This window comes from Komagataeibacter melomenusus, assembly GCF_013155395.1.
In the GTDB taxonomy this organism is placed as follows: Bacteria; Pseudomonadota; Alphaproteobacteria; order Acetobacterales; family Acetobacteraceae; genus Komagataeibacter; species Komagataeibacter melomenusus.
In genome coordinates, this window is record NZ_JABJWC010000011.1 from 15,829 (window position 1) to 34,695 (window position 18,867).

17 protein-coding genes and 1 tRNA gene are annotated in these 18,867 nt (G+C 54.4%); 10 read left to right on the plus strand and 8 right to left on the minus strand.

Annotated elements, in window-relative coordinates; all coding sequences use genetic code 11:
- Positions 1-178: 178 nt before the first annotated feature.
- The gene (locus HNW77_RS06375; protein WP_172156186.1) at positions 179-1,831 is read right to left on the minus strand and encodes a phosphoethanolamine transferase; all 1,653 of its coding nucleotides are present in this window, start codon (positions 1,829-1,831) and stop codon (positions 179-181) included.
- An 826-nt stretch (positions 1,832-2,657) separates the two neighbouring features.
- Between HNW77_RS06375 and HNW77_RS06380 the strand changes: the two genes are divergently transcribed.
- Entirely contained in the window at positions 2,658-3,857 is a 1,200-nt protein-coding gene (locus tag HNW77_RS06380; protein ID WP_172156188.1) for a tyrosine-type recombinase/integrase, read from the plus strand.
- 111 nt (positions 3,858-3,968) lie between these two features.
- Here HNW77_RS06380 and HNW77_RS06385 read toward each other — a convergent pair whose 3' ends face one another.
- On the minus strand, positions 3,969-4,253 hold the full coding sequence (locus tag HNW77_RS06385; RefSeq protein WP_172156190.1) for a hypothetical protein: 285 nt from the start codon (positions 4,251-4,253) through the stop codon (positions 3,969-3,971).
- Positions 4,254-4,559: 306 nt separating this feature from the next.
- On the opposite strand from HNW77_RS06385, the gene HNW77_RS06390 reads away from it, so the two are divergent.
- The 3 genes from HNW77_RS06390 to HNW77_RS06400 all read left to right on the plus strand — a co-directional run bounded on the left by HNW77_RS06390 (position 4,560) and on the right by HNW77_RS06400 (position 8,591).
- On the plus strand, positions 4,560-4,790 hold the full coding sequence (locus tag HNW77_RS06390) for a helix-turn-helix domain-containing protein (protein ID WP_196781826.1): 231 nt from the start codon (positions 4,560-4,562) through the stop codon (positions 4,788-4,790).
- Between the two features lie 170 nt (positions 4,791-4,960).
- On the plus strand, positions 4,961-8,167 hold the full coding sequence (locus tag HNW77_RS06395; RefSeq protein WP_172156192.1) for a plasmid replication protein, CyRepA1 family: 3,207 nt from the start codon (positions 4,961-4,963) through the stop codon (positions 8,165-8,167).
- Between the two features lie 64 nt (positions 8,168-8,231).
- Entirely contained in the window at positions 8,232-8,591 is a 360-nt protein-coding gene (locus HNW77_RS06400; RefSeq protein WP_172156194.1) for a hypothetical protein, read from the plus strand.
- A 92-nt stretch (positions 8,592-8,683) separates the two neighbouring features.
- On the opposite strand, the gene HNW77_RS06405 is transcribed toward HNW77_RS06400, so the two are convergent.
- Together HNW77_RS06405 and HNW77_RS06410 are read right to left on the minus strand one after the other, a co-directional pair.
- Complete coding sequence (locus HNW77_RS06405; RefSeq protein WP_172156196.1) at positions 8,684-9,325, minus strand: hypothetical protein; 642 nt, start codon at positions 9,323-9,325, stop codon at positions 8,684-8,686.
- A gap of 468 nt (positions 9,326-9,793) precedes the next feature.
- Positions 9,794-9,985 (minus strand): hypothetical protein, encoded by a 192-nt coding sequence (locus HNW77_RS06410; RefSeq protein WP_172156197.1) that lies wholly within the window; start codon positions 9,983-9,985, stop codon positions 9,794-9,796.
- A 339-nt stretch (positions 9,986-10,324) separates the two neighbouring features.
- Between HNW77_RS06410 and HNW77_RS06415 the strand changes: the two genes are divergently transcribed.
- Positions 10,325-10,954, plus strand: coding sequence for a hypothetical protein (locus HNW77_RS06415; protein ID WP_172156199.1), 630 nt, complete (start codon positions 10,325-10,327; stop codon positions 10,952-10,954).
- Between the two features lie 688 nt (positions 10,955-11,642).
- Here HNW77_RS06415 and HNW77_RS06420 read toward each other — a convergent pair.
- Positions 11,643-11,716, minus strand: a tRNA-Cys gene (locus HNW77_RS06420).
- Positions 11,717-11,896: 180 nt separating this feature from the next.
- Between HNW77_RS06420 and HNW77_RS06425 the strand changes: the two genes are divergently transcribed.
- On the plus strand, positions 11,897-12,583 hold the full coding sequence (locus HNW77_RS06425; protein ID WP_172156200.1) for a protein-L-isoaspartate O-methyltransferase family protein: 687 nt from the start codon (positions 11,897-11,899) through the stop codon (positions 12,581-12,583).
- Positions 12,584-12,675: 92 nt separating this feature from the next.
- Positions 12,676-14,097, plus strand: a complete 1,422-nt coding sequence (locus tag HNW77_RS06430; protein ID WP_172156202.1) for a TolC family outer membrane protein — start codon at positions 12,676-12,678, stop codon at positions 14,095-14,097.
- A gap of 138 nt (positions 14,098-14,235) precedes the next feature.
- Here the strand turns inward: HNW77_RS06430 and HNW77_RS06435 are convergent, their stop codons facing one another.
- The 3 genes from HNW77_RS06435 to HNW77_RS06445 form a co-directional block, all read right to left on the minus strand.
- Entirely contained in the window at positions 14,236-14,820 is a 585-nt protein-coding gene (locus tag HNW77_RS06435) for a hypothetical protein (protein ID WP_172156204.1), read from the minus strand.
- A gap of 137 nt (positions 14,821-14,957) precedes the next feature.
- Complete coding sequence (locus HNW77_RS06440) at positions 14,958-15,311, minus strand: hypothetical protein (RefSeq protein WP_172156206.1); 354 nt, start codon at positions 15,309-15,311, stop codon at positions 14,958-14,960.
- 216 nt (positions 15,312-15,527) lie between these two features.
- On the minus strand, positions 15,528-15,983 hold the full coding sequence (locus tag HNW77_RS06445; RefSeq protein ID WP_172156208.1) for a hypothetical protein: 456 nt from the start codon (positions 15,981-15,983) through the stop codon (positions 15,528-15,530).
- A gap of 57 nt (positions 15,984-16,040) precedes the next feature.
- Between HNW77_RS06445 and HNW77_RS06450 the strand changes: the two genes are divergently transcribed.
- From HNW77_RS06450 to HNW77_RS06460, 3 genes are all read left to right on the plus strand, one after another.
- Entirely contained in the window at positions 16,041-16,454 is a 414-nt protein-coding gene (locus HNW77_RS06450) for a hypothetical protein (protein WP_172156210.1), read from the plus strand.
- A 249-nt stretch (positions 16,455-16,703) separates the two neighbouring features.
- The gene (locus HNW77_RS06455; RefSeq protein WP_172156212.1) at positions 16,704-17,393 is read left to right on the plus strand and encodes a hypothetical protein; all 690 of its coding nucleotides are present in this window, start codon (positions 16,704-16,706) and stop codon (positions 17,391-17,393) included.
- 119 nt (positions 17,394-17,512) lie between these two features.
- A complete protein-coding gene (locus HNW77_RS06460) occupies positions 17,513-18,865 on the plus strand; it encodes a purine-cytosine permease family protein (RefSeq protein WP_172156213.1) in 1,353 nt (450 codons plus the stop codon).
- The last annotated feature ends 2 nt before the right edge of the window (positions 18,866-18,867 follow it).

Genomic DNA, 18,867 nt, shown 5'->3' on the forward strand with positions numbered 1-18,867 from the left:
ATGCCGGATGGATCGCGCTCCCTGAGTGCCCAGCCGCACTGCACCCTTGCCACGTTCCGGTTCGGCAGCGGTGCACGTGGCCTGCGGGGCGGCTTACCTGTCCATGCGGGCAGGAACAGTCGTGCCCGGGGCTGCACGGGATGGAAGTGTGACTTTGAAAAAAGTCCTTTTCCTACCCTTATCGACTGGCATTATCATCAGCCATGACGTGGCAGGTCAAGCTATTATGACTGTGATCGTAATCAATGACCGAACTGGACTGATCGGAATGAATGACCCTGGTCGATGACTTCAATGACTGAGAAAAAATGGACAGGGCAGGATCAAAATCTGAAAAGCGCAGGTCTGCCGAGTCAGCTATCGTATCTGACAGGACATGGGTAGTCATTGGCGTGTTGAGGTGACTTTTGGCCGCCGCGTATTCAGCCGGATGCTTATCGATCCATTCAGGGGAGAACCATGCGAGGAAGGGCACTTCATAGCTCTGCCGGATATCTCCGTGATATGCGCCGGGGACACATTCGTTAACACGCAATCCATGATCCGACACATAGAAGAAGGTTGTCTCTCCCTTCTGGGCGCGAGCCATGTCCAGCACCTGTGATATGATGTAATCTGAGTACAGGATACTATTATCGTACGGATCATCAAAACGCGAAAATGCAGACGGGTATCGATCGCTGGACAACTCATGGCTTCCATATATGTGCACCACGATAAGCTTGTTGCCGACCTGTTCTTTCATGGCTTTTTCTACGTAAGGCAACATTTCTCCATCCAGATGAGGTCGGCTCATCACACCGTTGCCTTCGGTTACATACTTGCTATGTTTGGCATGGAAGGCAAACAGACTGACCATGCTGTCATAAGGACCAAGCCGTGGATGGTTGCTGATCCAGTATGTCTCGTACCCCGCCGCATTGAAAATGGTCATCAGATCAGGATGCAGGATCGAATGATCCATGACCCGGTCATAACGTGACAGGATAACGGGCACTGATCCGATTGTATAATCAAAGGGCGTGATCATGTCGGAAAAAGCCAAAAGGTCCTTTTCCTGGTCCAGCATGGGTGTGTCAGGAACCTTGTAACCGAACAGATGATGGTGGTCACGCCGCCCGCTTTCTCCCAGAACCAGAACAACAGTATGGTTATTCTGGTATTTTTCCGGATAAGTAATGTGCAGGGAGGCGTGGTTCAAATTTTCCTCCTCTTTCGTGATGCGGGCAACCTCAAATTTTGCATCTAAATATCCAGAAAATATACTCCATGGAAATAAATTTGAAAAATATTTATTTATATCACCATAAGGCGTATAAAAAACTTCATGAAAAAAATTTGTTTTATTTTTATGTATTTTAATTATAGGAAAAATGAGCGGCAGGCAAAGCAGAATTCGTAGAATTTTTGACCTGAAGATAGGCCCCTTTCCCCACGAAACCCATATACAGAGATATCCAATAGAAATACAAACAATACACCATATTATTATATACAATATAACAGATTTTACATAACCAAAAGCAACCGGCACACTGCAATAAAACAGAATCAGCCAAAGATCGGTTCCTGGCGATACGCCAGAAATACCTTCATAAAACAGGGCGCCAGGGAGCAGAAAAATCAATATTGTGGATAAAAATAAAAGTACAGACTTTCTATTTATTATTGCTACGATCGGGATTAAGATAAATAAGCTTCTCTGTATGGGATGTACACCCCGAAAGCATGCCATTAACGGAAGCAGGAGCCATAACCAAAAAAGTGCATCTGATTTATTTTTATTTAATAAAAAAATAAACTTTTTTATCAAGGCATCTTCTTCCGACATCTTGCAAAGAACATTACTTTATTGATTTCATATTTTTAGTTTCAATATTGAAATCAGCCCATTCCATCCCGTTCATAAACACAACGGAGGGCAATCTAGGGAGCTTGAGAATGGCGGAACAGTATGAATTTTATTGCGAAATGTTACGTAGTTACTTTGTAACACGGCAGCGATTCCAACATAGCCTTCTTGCTGCAGTTCTTGAATATATCAGGGGCTGCCGCGCTTCGCGCATTCTCGGGCTGGTCATTCATTCTGCCTCCATCCCGTTCTGTCATCTCCACGAGCAGAACAGGCAGATAAGACGATGCAAGCCTCTTTCAGAATACCGGAAGGATCGGAGCACTACCTTATACGGGCAGGACACGCATCCGGTACGGCATCCATGCCCTGTGCCCACCCGCGATCCGGCACAGGTTCGCCACCCGGAGGTCACGATCCATGTGGCTTGATAAAAAAATGAAGATCGTCCGCGTCTTGCAGTTTACATGAAACTTCTTGGGGCTTTGCGCGCCGGATGACGGCATCGGTCAGCATCGATACCCCCACATGCCTGTCATTCGGCACCTCTCCCTGCCATCGGCTGCCACAGCCAGAGGGAAGAAAACGACAGATTTTCGGGAGTTATGCCAACGTCTGCCCTCCCCTGTCAGGGAAGGATTGGAGGTCTGGGCGGCCACTTAACGGTCCTAGCTGAGGCATGCTCAAACAGCCTTAAGTTAATTGATTTCAATAGGAAAATTATTTTCTGGCTGTCAAGTCCTATCTCAAGCTATCTAGGGAAAGCGTAATTTAAGAGGGGCGGCAAGATGGGCAAGATAGGTTAATGAAGGTAGCACCACATAGGCTAAAAGCACGGCAGGTTGACGCGCTTAAGGAAGGCTCATTGTCAGACGGGGGTAATCTCTGGGTCGTGGCGAGGGGCGGTTCTAAAGCATGGTCCTTCCGGTTTAAGTCCCCTGTCACCGGAAAGCGTCGGGAGATGGGTTTTGGCCCGACCCACGATATCTCTCTTGCTGAGGCTCGTGAGCTTGCCTCTGCTGCCAGAATATTGCTGCGGGAGGGAATCGACCCGATAGACAACCGGAGCGATGAGAAAGCCCAGCGTAAGCGGGAACGTGGCATCAGCTTTGAAGAACTGGCGGGGCGCTATATCACCGAACAGAGCGCAGGATGGCGTGATGAGCGGTGGCCCGCTCTCTGGCGCTCATCATTAGAAAAGCACGCTTACCCAATCCTGCGTCAGAAACCCGTATCGGCCATAGATACGGATGATGTGCTGGCCGTTCTACGTCCCATTTGGACCGAAAAGACTGAGACCGCCAGCCGGGTTCGAAGTCGCATCGAAAGAATATTGGATTATGCAAAAACACAGAACTGGCGGGAGGGTGAGAATCCGGCCCGTTGGCGCGGCCACCTGTCCAACATTCTGCCAGCCCCCGGCAAGGTGGCTCAGGCAGGCCATTTTGCAGCCCTTGATCGGAAGGACGTTCCTCGGGTTATGGCAGCACTTACCACATCGGAGGGTATTGCAGCCAAGGTGACGCGATTTATCTGCCTAACAGCAGCTCGGTCGGGAGAAGCACGTGGGGCGGTTTGGTCCGAGATTGATCTTGAAAATCACGTCTGGACCATTCCAAAAGAGCGGATGAAAGCAGCGAAGGAGCACCGTGTGCCGCTCTGCGATACTGCGATGGCAATCCTCCGGGAAGTCATGGCGCTCCGGGATCAGCGACACGGTGATTTCATCTTCCCGGGACAAAAAGCGGGCAAGCCCCTATCCGACGTCGCCGTTTCAAAAGCGCTCCATATTGCAGCCGGGACTAAGGACGTAACTGTGCATGGCCTCCGGTCGACCTTCAGGGACTGGGCTGCCGAGGAGACTGATTACCCCCGCGAGGTGGCTGAGATGGCACTGGCTCATGCTATCGGCGACAAGGTTGAGGCCGCCTACCGGAGAGGTGACCTGTTCGCCAAGCGGCGACAGATGATGGATGACTGGGAGAGGTGGTGTAGCGGGCCATGACAACGCCGGTGGAATGGGGGGCGTAAGTCTAATTTTCTTATAATAGTAACCCCGGTTAGCCCCTCCGATCACTCGATAGCTTGTGTCATGTTAACGACGTTGAGGGAGTAGTCAGATATTTTTTACTCTATATCGATAATAAAAAACTGGGGCTTTCGTCGTGCCTTGGTCTTTAATTTCCGCTACCAAGATTTTATCTATTCCGTCGTCGCCGCACTTATTGAAGTACACTTCATATAAATCCCCGTCAGCAGCCCACTCCTGACCAATAATATGTCTTACTCTTACAACAACCTGATCAATACGAGTTGCGTCTGGGTATGACAACCATCCCGACCATTTCATAGTAGCCAAATCATCCAACGGCGTGTCTATGCTAATCTCCGTTTTCTTCATCGTCTTCGTTCCTTCCTCAATAATTATACTGCCAGCGCCATTCTCAGGCTAGCGCGTGTCAGCATTTCACACCCGACAGACGGCTTTCCAGACCGCTGGTGTCCTTTTGGACACAACTGGAGCATAAGCCCTCGGCCGCCGCCCTACCGATCCCAGTGGTCTGCTATGACGCCCGCTTGCTTCATTTAGGCATTGCGTGATCGTGCAAAGTAATTGACCGTGTAAAACAATGTAAAAATGAATGGCATGTCACTGACCATCCGAATTATACTAGCTACAGAGTGATAATATCGATGGAGATGTGATATGATCGAGCAGACTGGGAGGCCTGTCTATGCTTCTATCCCCGGCATCATGGCAGCCTTTTCTATCAGCGAGGCCACCGTGCATCGGTTGCTGAACGCCGGGGCCTTCGGGTCGTGCAAGATTGGCCGAGCACGACGGATCAAGATTGCCGAGGTTGAGGCTTATTTTGAATCACGCAGGGATCAGCCTGATGCGACCGGCACCCGGATCGCTCGTCGGTCCATTAAGTAATAATGAGATATTTTCGTAGATTAGATATCATAATTCTATGACATCAAAAACAAAACCCCTCCTGCGACAACAAGAGGGGTTTTAAATTCAGTAAAAATAGCGAATAGTCAAGAATGAATATACTTTATACAGCCCAAGAGCACAAGCCAAATCTTAGTGATGCTGAGCGGATGTTCCGTCTGTTCGTTGGCAATGATGCTGGACACGGTACCTATATGGCGGCGGCCTCCGAGCCAACTCCTATCGGGCAGAAAGTCGAGATCAAGGGCACCGCCCGGACTATTACGACATCTGGTCCGACAGCCGATCTCTGGCAGCAGCATCTCAATGGAACAAGGCCCTTGGGCGTCATCCCTGTTATGCCGACAGGTACCTGTCATTGGGCCGGTATCGATATCGACAAATACGATATGATCCACGCGGATATCGTAAAGGCGCTGGCAGAAAGGAACCTCCCCGGGATTGTTTGCCGGTCAAAGTCCGGTGGCGCACATATCCTCTTCTTTTTCAGTGAGCCGATAAATGCCGGAAAGGTAATGGCCAAACTAAAAGGTATGGTCTCTGATTTAGGCTGGCCCATCGAAACAGAGGTATTTCCCAAGCAAGCTGTCCCCAATATCGGCAACTGGCTCAATATGCCTTATTTCGATGCCGAGCACGGGACACGCTATGCTGTTGGACAGGACGGTCGTGGATTATCACTCTACCAGTTCCTCAAAACGGCCGAAGCGGGGCGTATCACAGAAGCGCAGTTCGATACTCTGCACACAGCAGAGGCAGCCCCGGCCCCTCAACGGGAAGTAATGCCCCTCCGTGAACTGAGCGATGCAGAGAAGGCCCATGTCGAACGGACCGGAGCCACAGAAGCGGCACTCCAGGAACTCGACGCGGCGGTTGCCCGCATCACGGATACCGCTGAAGGAGGACGCAACAACCGGGTGTTTGCCTGTTCCGCAGGTATCGGCGAACTTGTCGGTGGCAAAGAGATCAACCGCGCCTTTGCCGAGGAAAAGCTGATTGCAGCGGGAATTGCGACCGGGTTGCCTTTGGGAGAGACCATACAAGCCGTCCGTAACGGGTTGGACACGGGCATTAAGAAGCCCCGCAACGCAGTGATCGTTGATTGGAAAAAGGCCGGTATGTTGTCCCGACGGGTTCCTTTCCTTGCAGACATAGATAGTGCCGCGCAAGGCAGTCCTGTGGCGCGAACGTGGGTCGGAAAGCTTGTGGCCGAGCGTAAGGCGTTCATCCTCAGCACCATGAGCATTCCGCCTGAAGCGCAGAAGAAACATCATTACGAAGAACGGGCGACTTTACCCAATCTGACTGGGGAGGATTACCGGGGCGTCATTATTTTGCGTGCGCCCATGGGGTTGGGCAAAACCAAGGTCGTAGGCCGACGGTTCGCTGACTGGGTAAAGAGTCGGCCTCCGCTTGAAATGCCCGATCCTCTGGGCGACGGGATACGGACACAGAAGCCGGGATTCATTGCTCTATGCCATAGGGTCACGCTCACCGGAAGCCTGTCCGGTGTTCTTGACGTCGCCTACTATAAAGATGCGGATGGACAAGAGAGCAATCTGGCAACATGCCTCCCGTCATTAAAAAAGTCGCGGTTTTCCGGAGTAAGGAATGCCTGCGAGTATATTTTTATAGACGAAGTGTCACAGGTTCTTCGGTTTCTTGCCTCAGATATCAATGACCGGGCTATTTACAATGCTCTGAAGGATGTGGTCCGGCAGGCAAAGTGCGTGGTTGCAGCAGATGCGGGTGCAGATGCCCGGACAGTACGATTTCTTGAAGAGTGTAGGCCAGGAGAAACCTTCCGTATCATTGATGTAATCCCGGAAAAGCGGCCTGAACTGGACGTCGAATATCTCGTGCATAATGGTCAAGGTGCCGCGTCAGCCATTTGGGGCCGAATAGATGCTGAGTTGGAGGCGGGCGAACGGATTTGGGTCTCGTGCGAGAGCGTAAAAGAAGCCAAGGCCCTGACAGAACATCTTGCAAATCGAGGGCAAAAAGTATTGGGAATCTGGGCAGAAAATAAATTCAACCGGAATCAGGAAGCTTTTCTCCTTTCTCCGGAGAACGAAAGCCGGAAATATGATGTAGTTGTACACTCTCCGGTGATTAGTTCTGGAATTTCCATTGAACATGGAGAGAATGAACATTTCACCCTTGGGGTATTTATTGGGGCAGGTTACACCGCAACCCCAGCAGATGCAGCACAGATGATGCGGCGAGTCCGCTATCTGAAAAAACTGGTCGTATCGCTTCCGGAGATCAATAATCTCAGACAGCGCGATGACCTTGAAGGCATCATGAAAGGACAGCGGGAAGCGGCACTACTAGCTGGGGTAACTGTTCTTTCTTATGACACGTTCCGGTCGGAGGTCTCAGTTGATGACGCCAACAGTAAGGCAGACTTCGGCAACGGCCTTCTCTGGATATTAGAAGAGATGGGCGCTTCCATCCGGAAGGGTGATGCCGGGACGAATGCAGTGCTGGCAGACGAACGCAAGGCCCTCCGGCTGGAGAGTGAGGCGGCCTATATTCGCGGGGTGCACAATGCAGCAATCATCGGGGAAAGCCGTTTCAATGAGTTGAAGCAAACGGAAGGACTGATTGAAGAGCAACGCTATGAGATTGAGGCATTTCGCATTCGACAAGAGCTTAATGTCGCCGATCTTGATGACACAACCATTGCGCTGTGGGACCATGGCCGAGGGACAAGTGTGCTGGACCGCATGGCGTCGGTCATGGGAAAAGAGGTGCCGGATCGCGGGGAGATGACTATTTCGAAGCGAAAGCTGTGGAGCCAGACACGGGAAGCCTACCGACGTATTCTTGCCGGGATGGACCTGAAAGAAGGGATGCGGCTCAGTAAGAAAGATGCACAGGATATCACGGACCGGGCTTGGGATGAACGATTCCTGATGGCGCACCTTGGGATCGTGTCAGTGAGATGGCGGGTAGATGCGAAGCGTCGACGGCTTGGCGATGAATTGAAGGACATTTTTGAGCGGCTTGGGCTGACGGTTAAGGTAAGGGACAATGGGAAGTCAGGAGCAAAACCCTACACAGTGACAGGGATTAGTTTCCTGCAAGAAGCCGCAGCTCGCCGGTGGGATGGGGTGCGGAAGTCTAATTCTCTTATAATAGTAACCCCGGTTACGCACCCCAAGCAGCCTTCGATGCCATCCCTTCCGGTCTATCTGGAACCATCCCCGGCTGACTCGCCCAATGATAACCCGGCCTCTTGGCCTGAGTTCGCCGAAAAACCCGACGCACCGTTCCCGTGGATGGAGCTAAACCCCGCAGATCTCCCGGATTTTATCCGGCATGACCCCGAATTTTGGGACATAGCCGCCTAATAGCGATCATTTCGTTATGGTAGCTCTCGTAGTAAAATACTCTGTGGCAAGAGGAGAGCATTAAATGCCTTGGACCACCACCAGTGGCCCGCACCCGATGCGGATGTATGAATTCACAGCCGAAGAAATAATGATCTTGGACGCAGCAGGTTATGTGTTCGAAAATCCGGAGATATGGGATCATGATCCCTACCGTGCTGAAGATGCTCTCATGGAAGCAATTCCGATTTATTACCGGCTACTTGGGGAGACCATCGGCAACCTGACGGCTCGGGGAGCCACCTTTTTTTCAGTTATCCGGGACTTCTTGGCTGAGGCAGTTCCCGACCAGTATCGCTATCCCGGCCCCATCCCAACTGAGGCGGAAAACAAGGCTATGGCCCGCATCGTCAAAACGGTCCGACATAAGGTATCTCTGCAATAGACTCATGTATCGCCTTTGGCATCCTTTTGCTCCAGGCGTCGGTAAGGGGTAGCGCCTTATGGCGCATGTCCTTCCTGTGTCTGCTGTGGAGCTTAAGGTGTCTGTATGGCCGCAAAGTATGCTCTCAAGTGCTCTCGGTCTGCCCTGCTTATTCTGGAACCGCTCAGATGAACTGTTCCAATCGCTTCACAGTCCCATAAGGTGCCTTTACGTGTCAGCACCCGGCCCTTCTCTCCATATAGGGATGGCTGACCTTCAGTCAGCCAATCGAATGTTCCGAGACCAATGACAATTAAACACTTCGGCCGGAGTGTCCGCACTATTTGCTCGGCATGCTGTCGACTAAAATTCTCAAGTTGCTGCCGAAGAGGCTTGGCTATTTTATTCCATGCGGCAACACTGGGTGCACGGAAAAAGATTACGTTGAGCCCGGTGCAGCGTTCAACAATATCAAGGCCCCAAATAGAACGAACTTGTTTGGCGAGAGGCCAATTTTGGATCACATAGTCGCTGACCTCTGGCCATGTATCGTGGTGTTCCGCACAGTCAATCCCTCGGCCACCCGGTTGATACCCGATGAACAAAAATGGAGCATCAATTACAGGCGGCCCATACAGGATACGAAAACCGAGGGCGTATTCACCAAGCGTTCCAGTAATTTCAGAATAGTATTTGCGAGTTTCTTCGTAGATGTTCTGACAAATATTTTTTGCTTCTTCAGATAAATCTTGCATCGCTGTTGCCCTTCTTTGGGCAAGTAACGAGCATTTTGTTTTGGGGCAGTCAAGCTTGACATGGCGAATTATAGCCTCAACCCCTTGGCCGCCATTCCTAGACCAAAGAAACCCATTTTGCGGTAATACTTACGCCAACTTTTTCCCTGCGACCTACTAAAATGTCAAAATGATTGGCATAAATGGAAAACAAATATATCATTACCGAATGATAGAGCTATTAAATGAAAACAATAACCCGCTAAAATACACCCTAGTTAAGCCCCTGTTACCGACAGGTTAGGGGGCTTTCATTATTTCTGTATTTGCGGAGAAAAGAAAATGACCACCGATGTGGTGGGACCATACACAAAAAGCGATGCCCGTTTGATCGCTGATGGCCGAAGTGCCCCGGCCCGTAGGTACCGCCGTTACGTCAAGGAACTGACGGACGACCATGGGGGCGTGCTTGTCGTAGGCCAGCGCTTGCTAATCGAGCGTACGGCCATGCTTCTGACCCGGCTGCATTATCTCGATAACTTGGTCCTGCGAGATGCCGAGTTCACCCAGCACGATAACAACCAGTATATCGCGTGGCAGAACGCTGTCCGCCGCAACCTTGTAGCCCTTGAGGGTGGACGCCGGTCCTTCCTTGATGGGTTCGTTTAAAGGGCACCCCATGGCATTCAAATTCCCCCGGTCGGGTGGCAGGAGCTTTGCCAAGCCCCGTCCCCGGCCTGCCCCTCGGCCTCGTGCCCGAACCAAGGATAAGCCGATACGGATGCCTCTGGCTGATCCCCGTGCCTCTGTCCGGCCGCCTAGCGATCGGGCTGGCCTTCCCCCGGTAGGGCTGGTCCAAAAGAAACAGCAGGACCGCGCGGCCGAGGTTAACGCACCCCCTTCGGACGAAGGCGCAGACCGGGAAGCCCTCTTGAGAGACACCCTCCGCCGCAAGGCCGAAGCCGATGCAAACCGGCTGCAGGACATGATCCGACGCAATAAAGAATACTGGAACAAATCATGAACGAACTAGAAATTAAGCTGGCTGCGGCCAAGAACCGCCGCCATGACGTCCTAAAGGCACTGGACGAAGTCGGCGCCAAGCAGCGCAAAGCCGGGGCGCTCCTTGAGCGGCTCAAGGCCGAAAAGGAATCTCTCTCCGAGGTCCAGGAGCAGGTAAATAACATCCGTCTGGACGCCATGGAGGCCGGGGAGACAACGATATACCTTCCGGCTGCGCTATCGAGGCAGTACGAGCGGGTTCAGGAAATTGATACCCTACTGGCGGCGGCAACCAAGCGGGCGCAGTCCCTGAGCGCTGAGCGGGCAGTTACAGATGCGGCCATGCAGGACGCGGACGAAGCTATCCGTAAGGAAGCAGGGGCTATCCTGTCGGCCGAGCAGGCGGACGTATGGGAGCGGGCTAAGTCGCTGTGGGCTGAATACCTTGAAGCCGTACGAGAGACTCACGCCCTCGGCGCAACCGGTCGTGCGGGGATCACTTGGAACACAATCTCAGGCAACCTTAGCCAGCTCACGCCCTCTGCCTTTGAGGCGCTAAACGGGGCTGGGAACCTAAAGACGGACAAGGCCCGGGAGCAGGTGCAACAGCGGTTTGCCGACCTGATTGCCCCGGTCGATCCAGCGTAGCGCCGATATAAAAACCCCTCCGCTGGGTTGAGTAGCGGAGGGGTAGGAAACCACCTCTTACGAGGTGACACAGACGTATCCGGCCATGGCTAACCGTCAACCTAAACAATATAATCCCATTTTTGTATTTATACTAATTCTTATTTAACTCTAATATTTCATATGTATTATTTTTGTTTCTGTTGTTTGCTTCAAAATAGCCTTTTTTGACTAACGAAACACTCGAATGGAACGTAAAATATCAGCAATTCTGTCCCTAATTTTTCGAGAGGAATTATGGTTGCCCCTCCCTTATGAGGACAGCGCCGCCCGGATATGTGCCGGATGAATGGCCCGAGTCGCCTATTTAACTTTTTTGCACGCCCGATATAGACGCCTGATGTCTTTTCTGTGATCGCCTCTTTCTTCCATGAGAAAGGGCCACGCCCCGGCAATCCAGCCCATTCAAATAAATCGTACGAATCCCTGTCAGGCAGGACACTCATGCGAATCCTGCTCAGGTTTGCATTCTCGGAATCGCTTGCATGGATAATTGACAGGGATGTAAGGCGGGTCAACGACTCCCGCTCTTATGTTCCACGGGATTAAACTGCTCGGGGAGTGCCGTTAGGAAGAGGGGCCGCAAGAGGGGCGGATCTTATGGCTTTTACCCTAACCTTTTGGAATTGCTGTCAATTTATAGAGATATTGGAGGTCTGGGCGGGAATCGAACCCACATTCGCGGATTTGCAGTCCGCTGCATCACCATTCTGCCACCAGACCTTAACGGTGCAAGGGGTATATCTGCTGAAATGCCTCTCAGGTCAAGCCGTTGTGTGCAGCCTTCCTGTTGTTTCCCGATCAAAGCGGCGCATAAATACAAAAAAGCCGGAAAAAATTTCGCCCGTCCGGCCGGGTTGCGGCTTCAGCACCCTGCGGGGCAGCGTATTTCAAGGAAACGTTATGAACAGGACAGATGCCGATTACGTCCCACTCGATTTTGTCGCGGCCCGGCAGCGCATGGTCGATGCCCAGATTCGCCCCTCGCAGGTGGGCAGTGCCGTCATCATCGCCGCCATGCGCGCCGTGCCACGTGAGCGCGCCGTGCCCGACGCGCTACAGGCCTTCGCCTATTGCGACCAGAACCTGCCATTGGGCGAAGGACGCTACCTGACCGAGCCACGGGTGACAGGACGCATGCTGCAGGTGGCCGACCTGCGCCATGGCGAGCGGGTGCTGGTGGTTGCAGCGGGCACGGGCTACCTCGCTGCCCTGCTGGGCACGATGCCGCTGGAACTGCATGTCACCGCCCTCGAATCGGAGCCACGACTGGCCACCATGGGCAAGGCCCTGTGCGCTGCCTGCGCGCCCGGGGTGCAGTGGTGCGACGGGCCTCTGGTCAGGGGCGCGCCAGCCTCGGCGCCGTATGACCTGATCTTTATTGATGGCGCGGTGCGCACGGTGCCGCAGGCCATTGTAGAACAACTCGCGGAGGGCGGGCGCATCATCGCCCCCATCTGCCCGCCATCGGGCGTGACATCGGTCAGCCGTATTGCCGCGACAGCGCAGGGCAGTGCAGTGCAGCCCCTGTTCGAGGCCGCCGTGCCCGTGCTGCCTGAACTGGCCCCTGCCCCCGCCTTCGTGTTCTAGGCGGTTAACCCCCCTGCAATATCCTGCGGCTAGAACGGGCGGGGGCGGACGGTAAGGCGTTCGCCTGGCATATCAGGCTGGCAGGGGCGGACATGAAGGGAAACTGGGCGATCGGTGCAGGGAGTGCGGCACTTTTATGCTGCGGCACGGCGCTGGCGCGCGTGCCGCAGGCGACAGACAGCCCACGCACGCTGAGCGCAGCACTCGCCGCCGCCTATCTGGGCAATCCGGTGCTGCGGCAGGAACGCGCCACCCTGCGCGCGACCGATGAGCAGGTGCCCCAGGCCCTGGGCGGCTGGCGGCCCACGATTACGGGCACGGCGAGCATGTCCTATTATTCCGGCCTGATGCGCATGGAGCCGACATCGGGGGAAAGCGGCTATGCCCGCCGGTATGAAAGCCCCGGCTATTCCGGCGGGGTCAGCATCTCGCAGCCCATCTATACCGGCGGCAAGACCACGGCTGGCACGCACAAGGCGCGCCATGCGGTCATGGCCGAGCGCGCGCGGCTGATCGCGGCAGAGGAGCAGGTCTTCTCCGATGTGGTCAGCGCCTATGTCAATGTGGTGGAGGATGAACAGATCCTGCGCATCGACATCAATAACGAGCAGGTTTACGCCGCCCAGCTTCATGCCACCGAACTCCGTGCCCGTGGCGGCGAGATCACGCACACCGATGTGGCGCAGGCCGCTGGCGCCCTGGCCAATGCCCGCGCGGTGCGGCAACTTGCCGAAGGCACGCTGCAGGCCGATCGCGCCACCTACCGGCAGGTGGTGGGCGTTGACGCGCCCGATGATCTTGCCCCGCCGCAGCCCCTTGTCCTGCCCCTTCATACCGAGCAGGATGCCATGACGCAGGCCGTGCAGAACAACCCGGACGTGATTGGCGCCCTGTTTGACGAGGCGGCAAAAAAGGATGCCGTGGGCGTGGCCTTTGCCGCCCTCATGCCCACGGTCAGCGCGCAGGCGGCCTATATGCACGGCATCAACCAAGATGAGGGCCGCTCGCTCAACAATAACAAATACGCCCTCGTCAACGCCTCCATGCCGCTTTATCAGGGCGGGAGTGAATATGCCGCCGTGCGCATGGCCCGCCAGCAGGCCAATGAGGCCAGCCATACGGTGGATGTAAAGCGCCGTGCCGCCGTGCAACTCGCCGCGGCAAGCTGGCAGCGCATGCAGGCCAACCGCGCGGCGATAGAAAGCAACCGCGCTGCCGTTGAGGCCGATGCCACCGCCCTGCACGGCATGCAGCGGCAGGTCATGGTCGGCACCACCACGACGCTTTCCGTGTTGCAGCAGCAGGAAACCCTGCTCCAGGCCCAGATTGCATTAGTACACAGCGCGGGCAATCTTGTGATCTCGTCCTATCAGGCCACTGCCGCCATTGGCCGCCTGACCGCACGTGACCTGAATCTTGACGTGCCACTGTATGATGAACGCGCCTATTACCGCGCCGTGCATGACCGGCTGTGGGGCATCAGCGATTACGCCACCGACCAGCCGGGGCGGTAAGGCGCAAGACCCGAAGCGGCCTTGTGCAATGTGCATTGACGTTTATGCGGGCTGCGTCATCTGAAGCTTTTTTTCAGGGGCTGGCTTCATAGCCGGGTATCATTTTTACCAAGGATACAGACACGCATCCCATTGCGCTTATGCAATCTGCTCAATGCGGCACCGGGCGCAAAGGGGATCGGACTGGATATGATCGGCAATCGCCGCCCTCATGGCCGCAAAACGACTGCCATAGAAATAGAGCGCCGTTTCGCTGTTCCCTTCCCAGTAGCCACGCAGTTCTCCTGTCTGGTCGAGTGCCGCAGCCAGAGCCTCAATGGTTTTGTTAATGTCAGACCTGGCATAGGTTTCGGCTGGCAGGTCAGTGCCGTTCAAGAAAATGGCCATGCCTTCCATCACGCCAAACGCGATGGGTGCAGCGCTGCCCGGCAGGCGCAGTTCCGACCCCTTGGGCGCGCCAAGCTGGTCAAGCGCCTGCATGACCTGTTTCAGCACGGTTTCCGAGCCATCCTTTACGGCAATCTCCACATCGCAGGCTGAAACGCCAACCGGGTCAGGGGCAAGGGCCGTGCCACCACCCGTCACGGCACCAATGCCCATCTTTTTAAGGATGGCATCAAGCGGATCTTCAAAAAAGTGGCCGCGCTGGACTGGCTGGAGGCGGGCATTGAGATGGGCCACCACAACGATGGGTGCGGGGGCGGCGTGCGGTGTATCAGACACTGTCTGTTTTCCTATCCTGCGGTATATAAAGACAGAATTATGTTCATAATGGTTTATTTTCAATCACCACAGGCATTTTTCAGGTCGCCATTCATCTTCTATCATTTCTTTCAAAGAGGCATAATTGACTATCCATTTTATGGGAAGTTTACGCTGTTCATCAGTATGTTTTCAACAGCCCACTCCTTGTCGCCATCCCAGAAGCACCAGACAGGAACTTTTTTTGTTCTGGGATCGGGTATGCCGTAACGAAATATCGGTATTTTCTGACTTTCCGCATCAAGTGGAACGTGCCCGATTTTATGGGCCAGCCTGTGTCTGACAGCCGAAAATATTGAATAGAACGTCAGAAATACTACGGGATATTTTGATACTCCTGCGGCGTCAGGATAATTTTCGGTATAAAACCCGGAAAAAACCCTGATCATCCACCCAAAATTTTTAACACGCTTTATGTATTGCAGATATGCCCTGCCCTTATTGGTATCCATATAAAAAATATCTCCAATCTTTACCATATCAACCTCAAAAAATACTGCTTATAATAAAATAAAAACATACTTGCGTGCCTTGCAGTCACCTTCATATTTCTGGTGGACATGCTGCGCCGCCGCCTCCGGCCTTACCCGTTTTCATTCAAAGCCAGACTGGCCCGTCATTCATCTTTTCCAGGAATTTCAATTACGGATCATACAATATTCCGTCCGTTACCACGGATGGTTCTCCGGCCTCCAGCCATTATCTATCTTGTATATCAGGGAAGCCGCATTCGCGATCATCTTAAGGGGAAGTTTACGCTGTTCATCGGTAATGTTTTCGACAAACCATTCCTTCTCTTCATCTGAAAAACACCATACCTCGACCCTGTTTGTTTGAGGATCGGGAACACCGTTGCGAAAGACAGGTATTTTCTGCCCTTCTTCATCAAGCGGAACATGCCCGCATTTATGAACCAACTTTCGTCTGTCCGCGGCGCCGAGTGGAAAGAATATCAGAAAAGCAACGGGAGAGTGAACTATACCGGCTATATTCTGGTCTTCATCAGGGTAGATCCCCTCAAAAACGCGGATAAGATATGAAAATCGGGGGTAATGCTTTACATACTGAAAATAACCTCTTCCTTTTGTCGTATTGATGTAAAAAACATCACCAACCTTGACCAATGCACTTCTCCCGCAGATTTAATATGAAAAATTCATTTTCAATTAAGGATATACTTCATGATTGAACACCGAAAGATAGAAGCAATTACAGAAAATGGGAGTGCAAAGAACATTATTCTGGAAATTTCCACACAATACCCATGGTTTGTGAATATCATCCATCCGGAAAAATGGGCCAGACGATATGAAGCACCTGACCTTTTTTCGGCATTCCAGACCATGCGACTTGATTTTGAAAAAGCGGGAATATGTTTCCTCTGCATCGGCGCCCGCCCCGATGTCATGGCATCAGGCATGTCCAGAAACATGAGCGGCGGCAGGAAAGTCTATGTCGTCAGGCATGGAGAACAGGCGGACAGAGAAAATATCGTCGATATATTTGATTATGCCCCGCCCGACAGGATAGGAACGGTAAAGCAGCAACAGGATTTTGCAACGCGCTGGCTGGCGTCGATAACACATCGATCATGATTGGCACGGGCAACTGCCCTGCGCCTGAATGCCGCAGCACCCCGGCCGCTTCTGTTGCGAACATGATCACAATAATGCGAATACCGCGCCATGGCCCTTACCTGTTAACGCCAAAAAAACGGAGCTAGCCTTACGCTTCATCCGGTACCGGCGGACAGGTTTTGACACACAGCTACCCGATTTTTCCTGTGGGGTTGACCGTCCGGTGTCTGTTACATGAGGTAACATTGACCGACTGACAGGAAACCTATGAAAAAGATTCTCCTGTGCCTGAGTGTTCTGGGTATGGCCGGATGCGCCGCCAATCCATCGGATATCAGCGCACAATATACCAGCCCCGAACCCTTCATGCGCCAGAGTTGCGCCCAACTGGCCCAGATGGACCAGATGGATACGCAAAACCTCGCCTCAGCCGAGATGCACCAGCGCCGTATGCATCAGTCCGATGCATGGGGGGTGGCCCTGATCGGCGTGCCCGTGGGCAGCGCAGGCGGTGACAGGCACAAGGAAATTGGTGAACTGAAGGGCCAGCTTGAGGCCATCCACACCGCCGAGCGTGGCAAGAACTGCGTGGGCCGCTATTCCGCCAGCGATTATGACCCCACCGGGGCGCTTGCCGCACCTGCCGGCCGCCTCCCCACCGGCGGCGATCCGGCCTATGGCTATCGTGGCGCGGGCAGCGCGGTCCCTGCGGCCACCCCGGATTACCCGCCCCTGCAAACCACCCCGACAGATATCAGCACAGGCACAGGCACAGGCACAGGCACAGGCACAGGCACAGGCATCACAAGCCGCTCCACGCCCGCGCAGGAAGGTCTTTCCGCGCCTGACACGTTCGGCGGCGCCCCCAGCCATGCTCCCACCTATACCGCGCCGCATTACGTGGTGCCGCCCGCGGGCTATACCGCGCCATCGTATTCGGGCAATCCGTTCCAGTAACGCCCGCCCCCGTGCCGCCGCACTGCGCCCGCGGCGGTACGGGCGGATCGTAACGAAAACCGATCAATATCGTGGCGGACATATATCCATAAGGCCGTTCATCAGGCATAACGCGTTTGATGAGCACGGCGTTTGAAACCCACACCATACACCAGATTCCACCCGACCAGCGCCATGGCCGCGCGCGCGACCTGTTCGCGGTCTGGTTCAGCACCAACCTGACCCTGCTCACGGTGGTCACCGGCGCGCTGGGGCCGGGGCTGTTCGGGCTGTCATTTACGTGGTCGGCCATTGCCGTCGTGCTGGGCAATCTGGCGGGAGCCGTGTTCATGGCGCTGCATGCGGCCCAGGGGCCCATGCTGGGCGTGCCGCAGATGGTGCAGAGCCGGGGGCAGTTCGGCTTTTATGGCGCGGTGCCCATCATCGGGCTTGTCGTGCTCATGTATATCGGCTTCGTGGCCTCGAACTTCGTGGTGGGGGGCGAGGCGCTCCATGCGGCCCTGCCCATGACCGGGCGGCGCAACGCGATCCTGGTCATTGCGGTGCTGAGCCTTGTGCCGTGCTGCATGGGCTACCACACCATCCATGCCTGGTCGAAGGTGGTCAGCTGGGTGGCGGGGGCGGTGATCCTGTACTGCCTGTGGCTGGGCTATGAAGCCTTCCCCCCCGGCACGCTGGGCGACATGCATGGTTCGGTCGCGGGTTTTTTCAGCACCTTTTCCACGGCGGCGCTGTGGCAGATCGCCTATGCGCCCTATGTATCGGATTCATCGCGCTACCTGCCCGCTGATGAAGCCGGCCGCCGCACCGCCTTTCTCACCACCTATTTCGGCACGGTCACCGGCACGGCGCTCCCCATGATTCTGGGCTGCATGATCGCGCTGCACGGGCCGGGCGTATCCATCGCGACCACGCTGGCGCAACTGGCAGGCAGCCAGGCGACACCGATCATGATCGTGCTTTCGCTCTCCATCGCCCTTGGCAACGCCATGAGCCTGTATGGCGGGGCGCTGTCGGCCATAACCGTGCTCCAGACCTTCATGCCGGACTGGCGCGCCGCGCTGCGCGAACGCATCCTTGTCACCTGCACGCTGGTGGCGATCGCGCTGGGCATGGCGCTGGGCATGGCCGACAGCTTCATGAAATCCTATGCCGCCTTCCTCGACCTGCTCATGGCCATCATGGTGCCGTGGACGGCCATCAACCTGACCGATTACTACCTGCTGCGCCGGGGCCGTTATGATGTCGCCTCCTTTTTCCGCCGCGATGGCGGGGCCTATGGCTACTGCAACATTCCCGCCCTGTGCGCCTATGGCATCGGCATAGCCATTGAAATGCCCTTCATGCAGAACGGGTTTCATACCGGCAGCCTGGCCCGCCGCCTGCATGGGGTGGACATATCATGGGTGGTGGGGCTGCTTGTCACCGCCGCCTTCTATATCCGTGCCACCACCACGCGCAGGCGCGCGTAGTG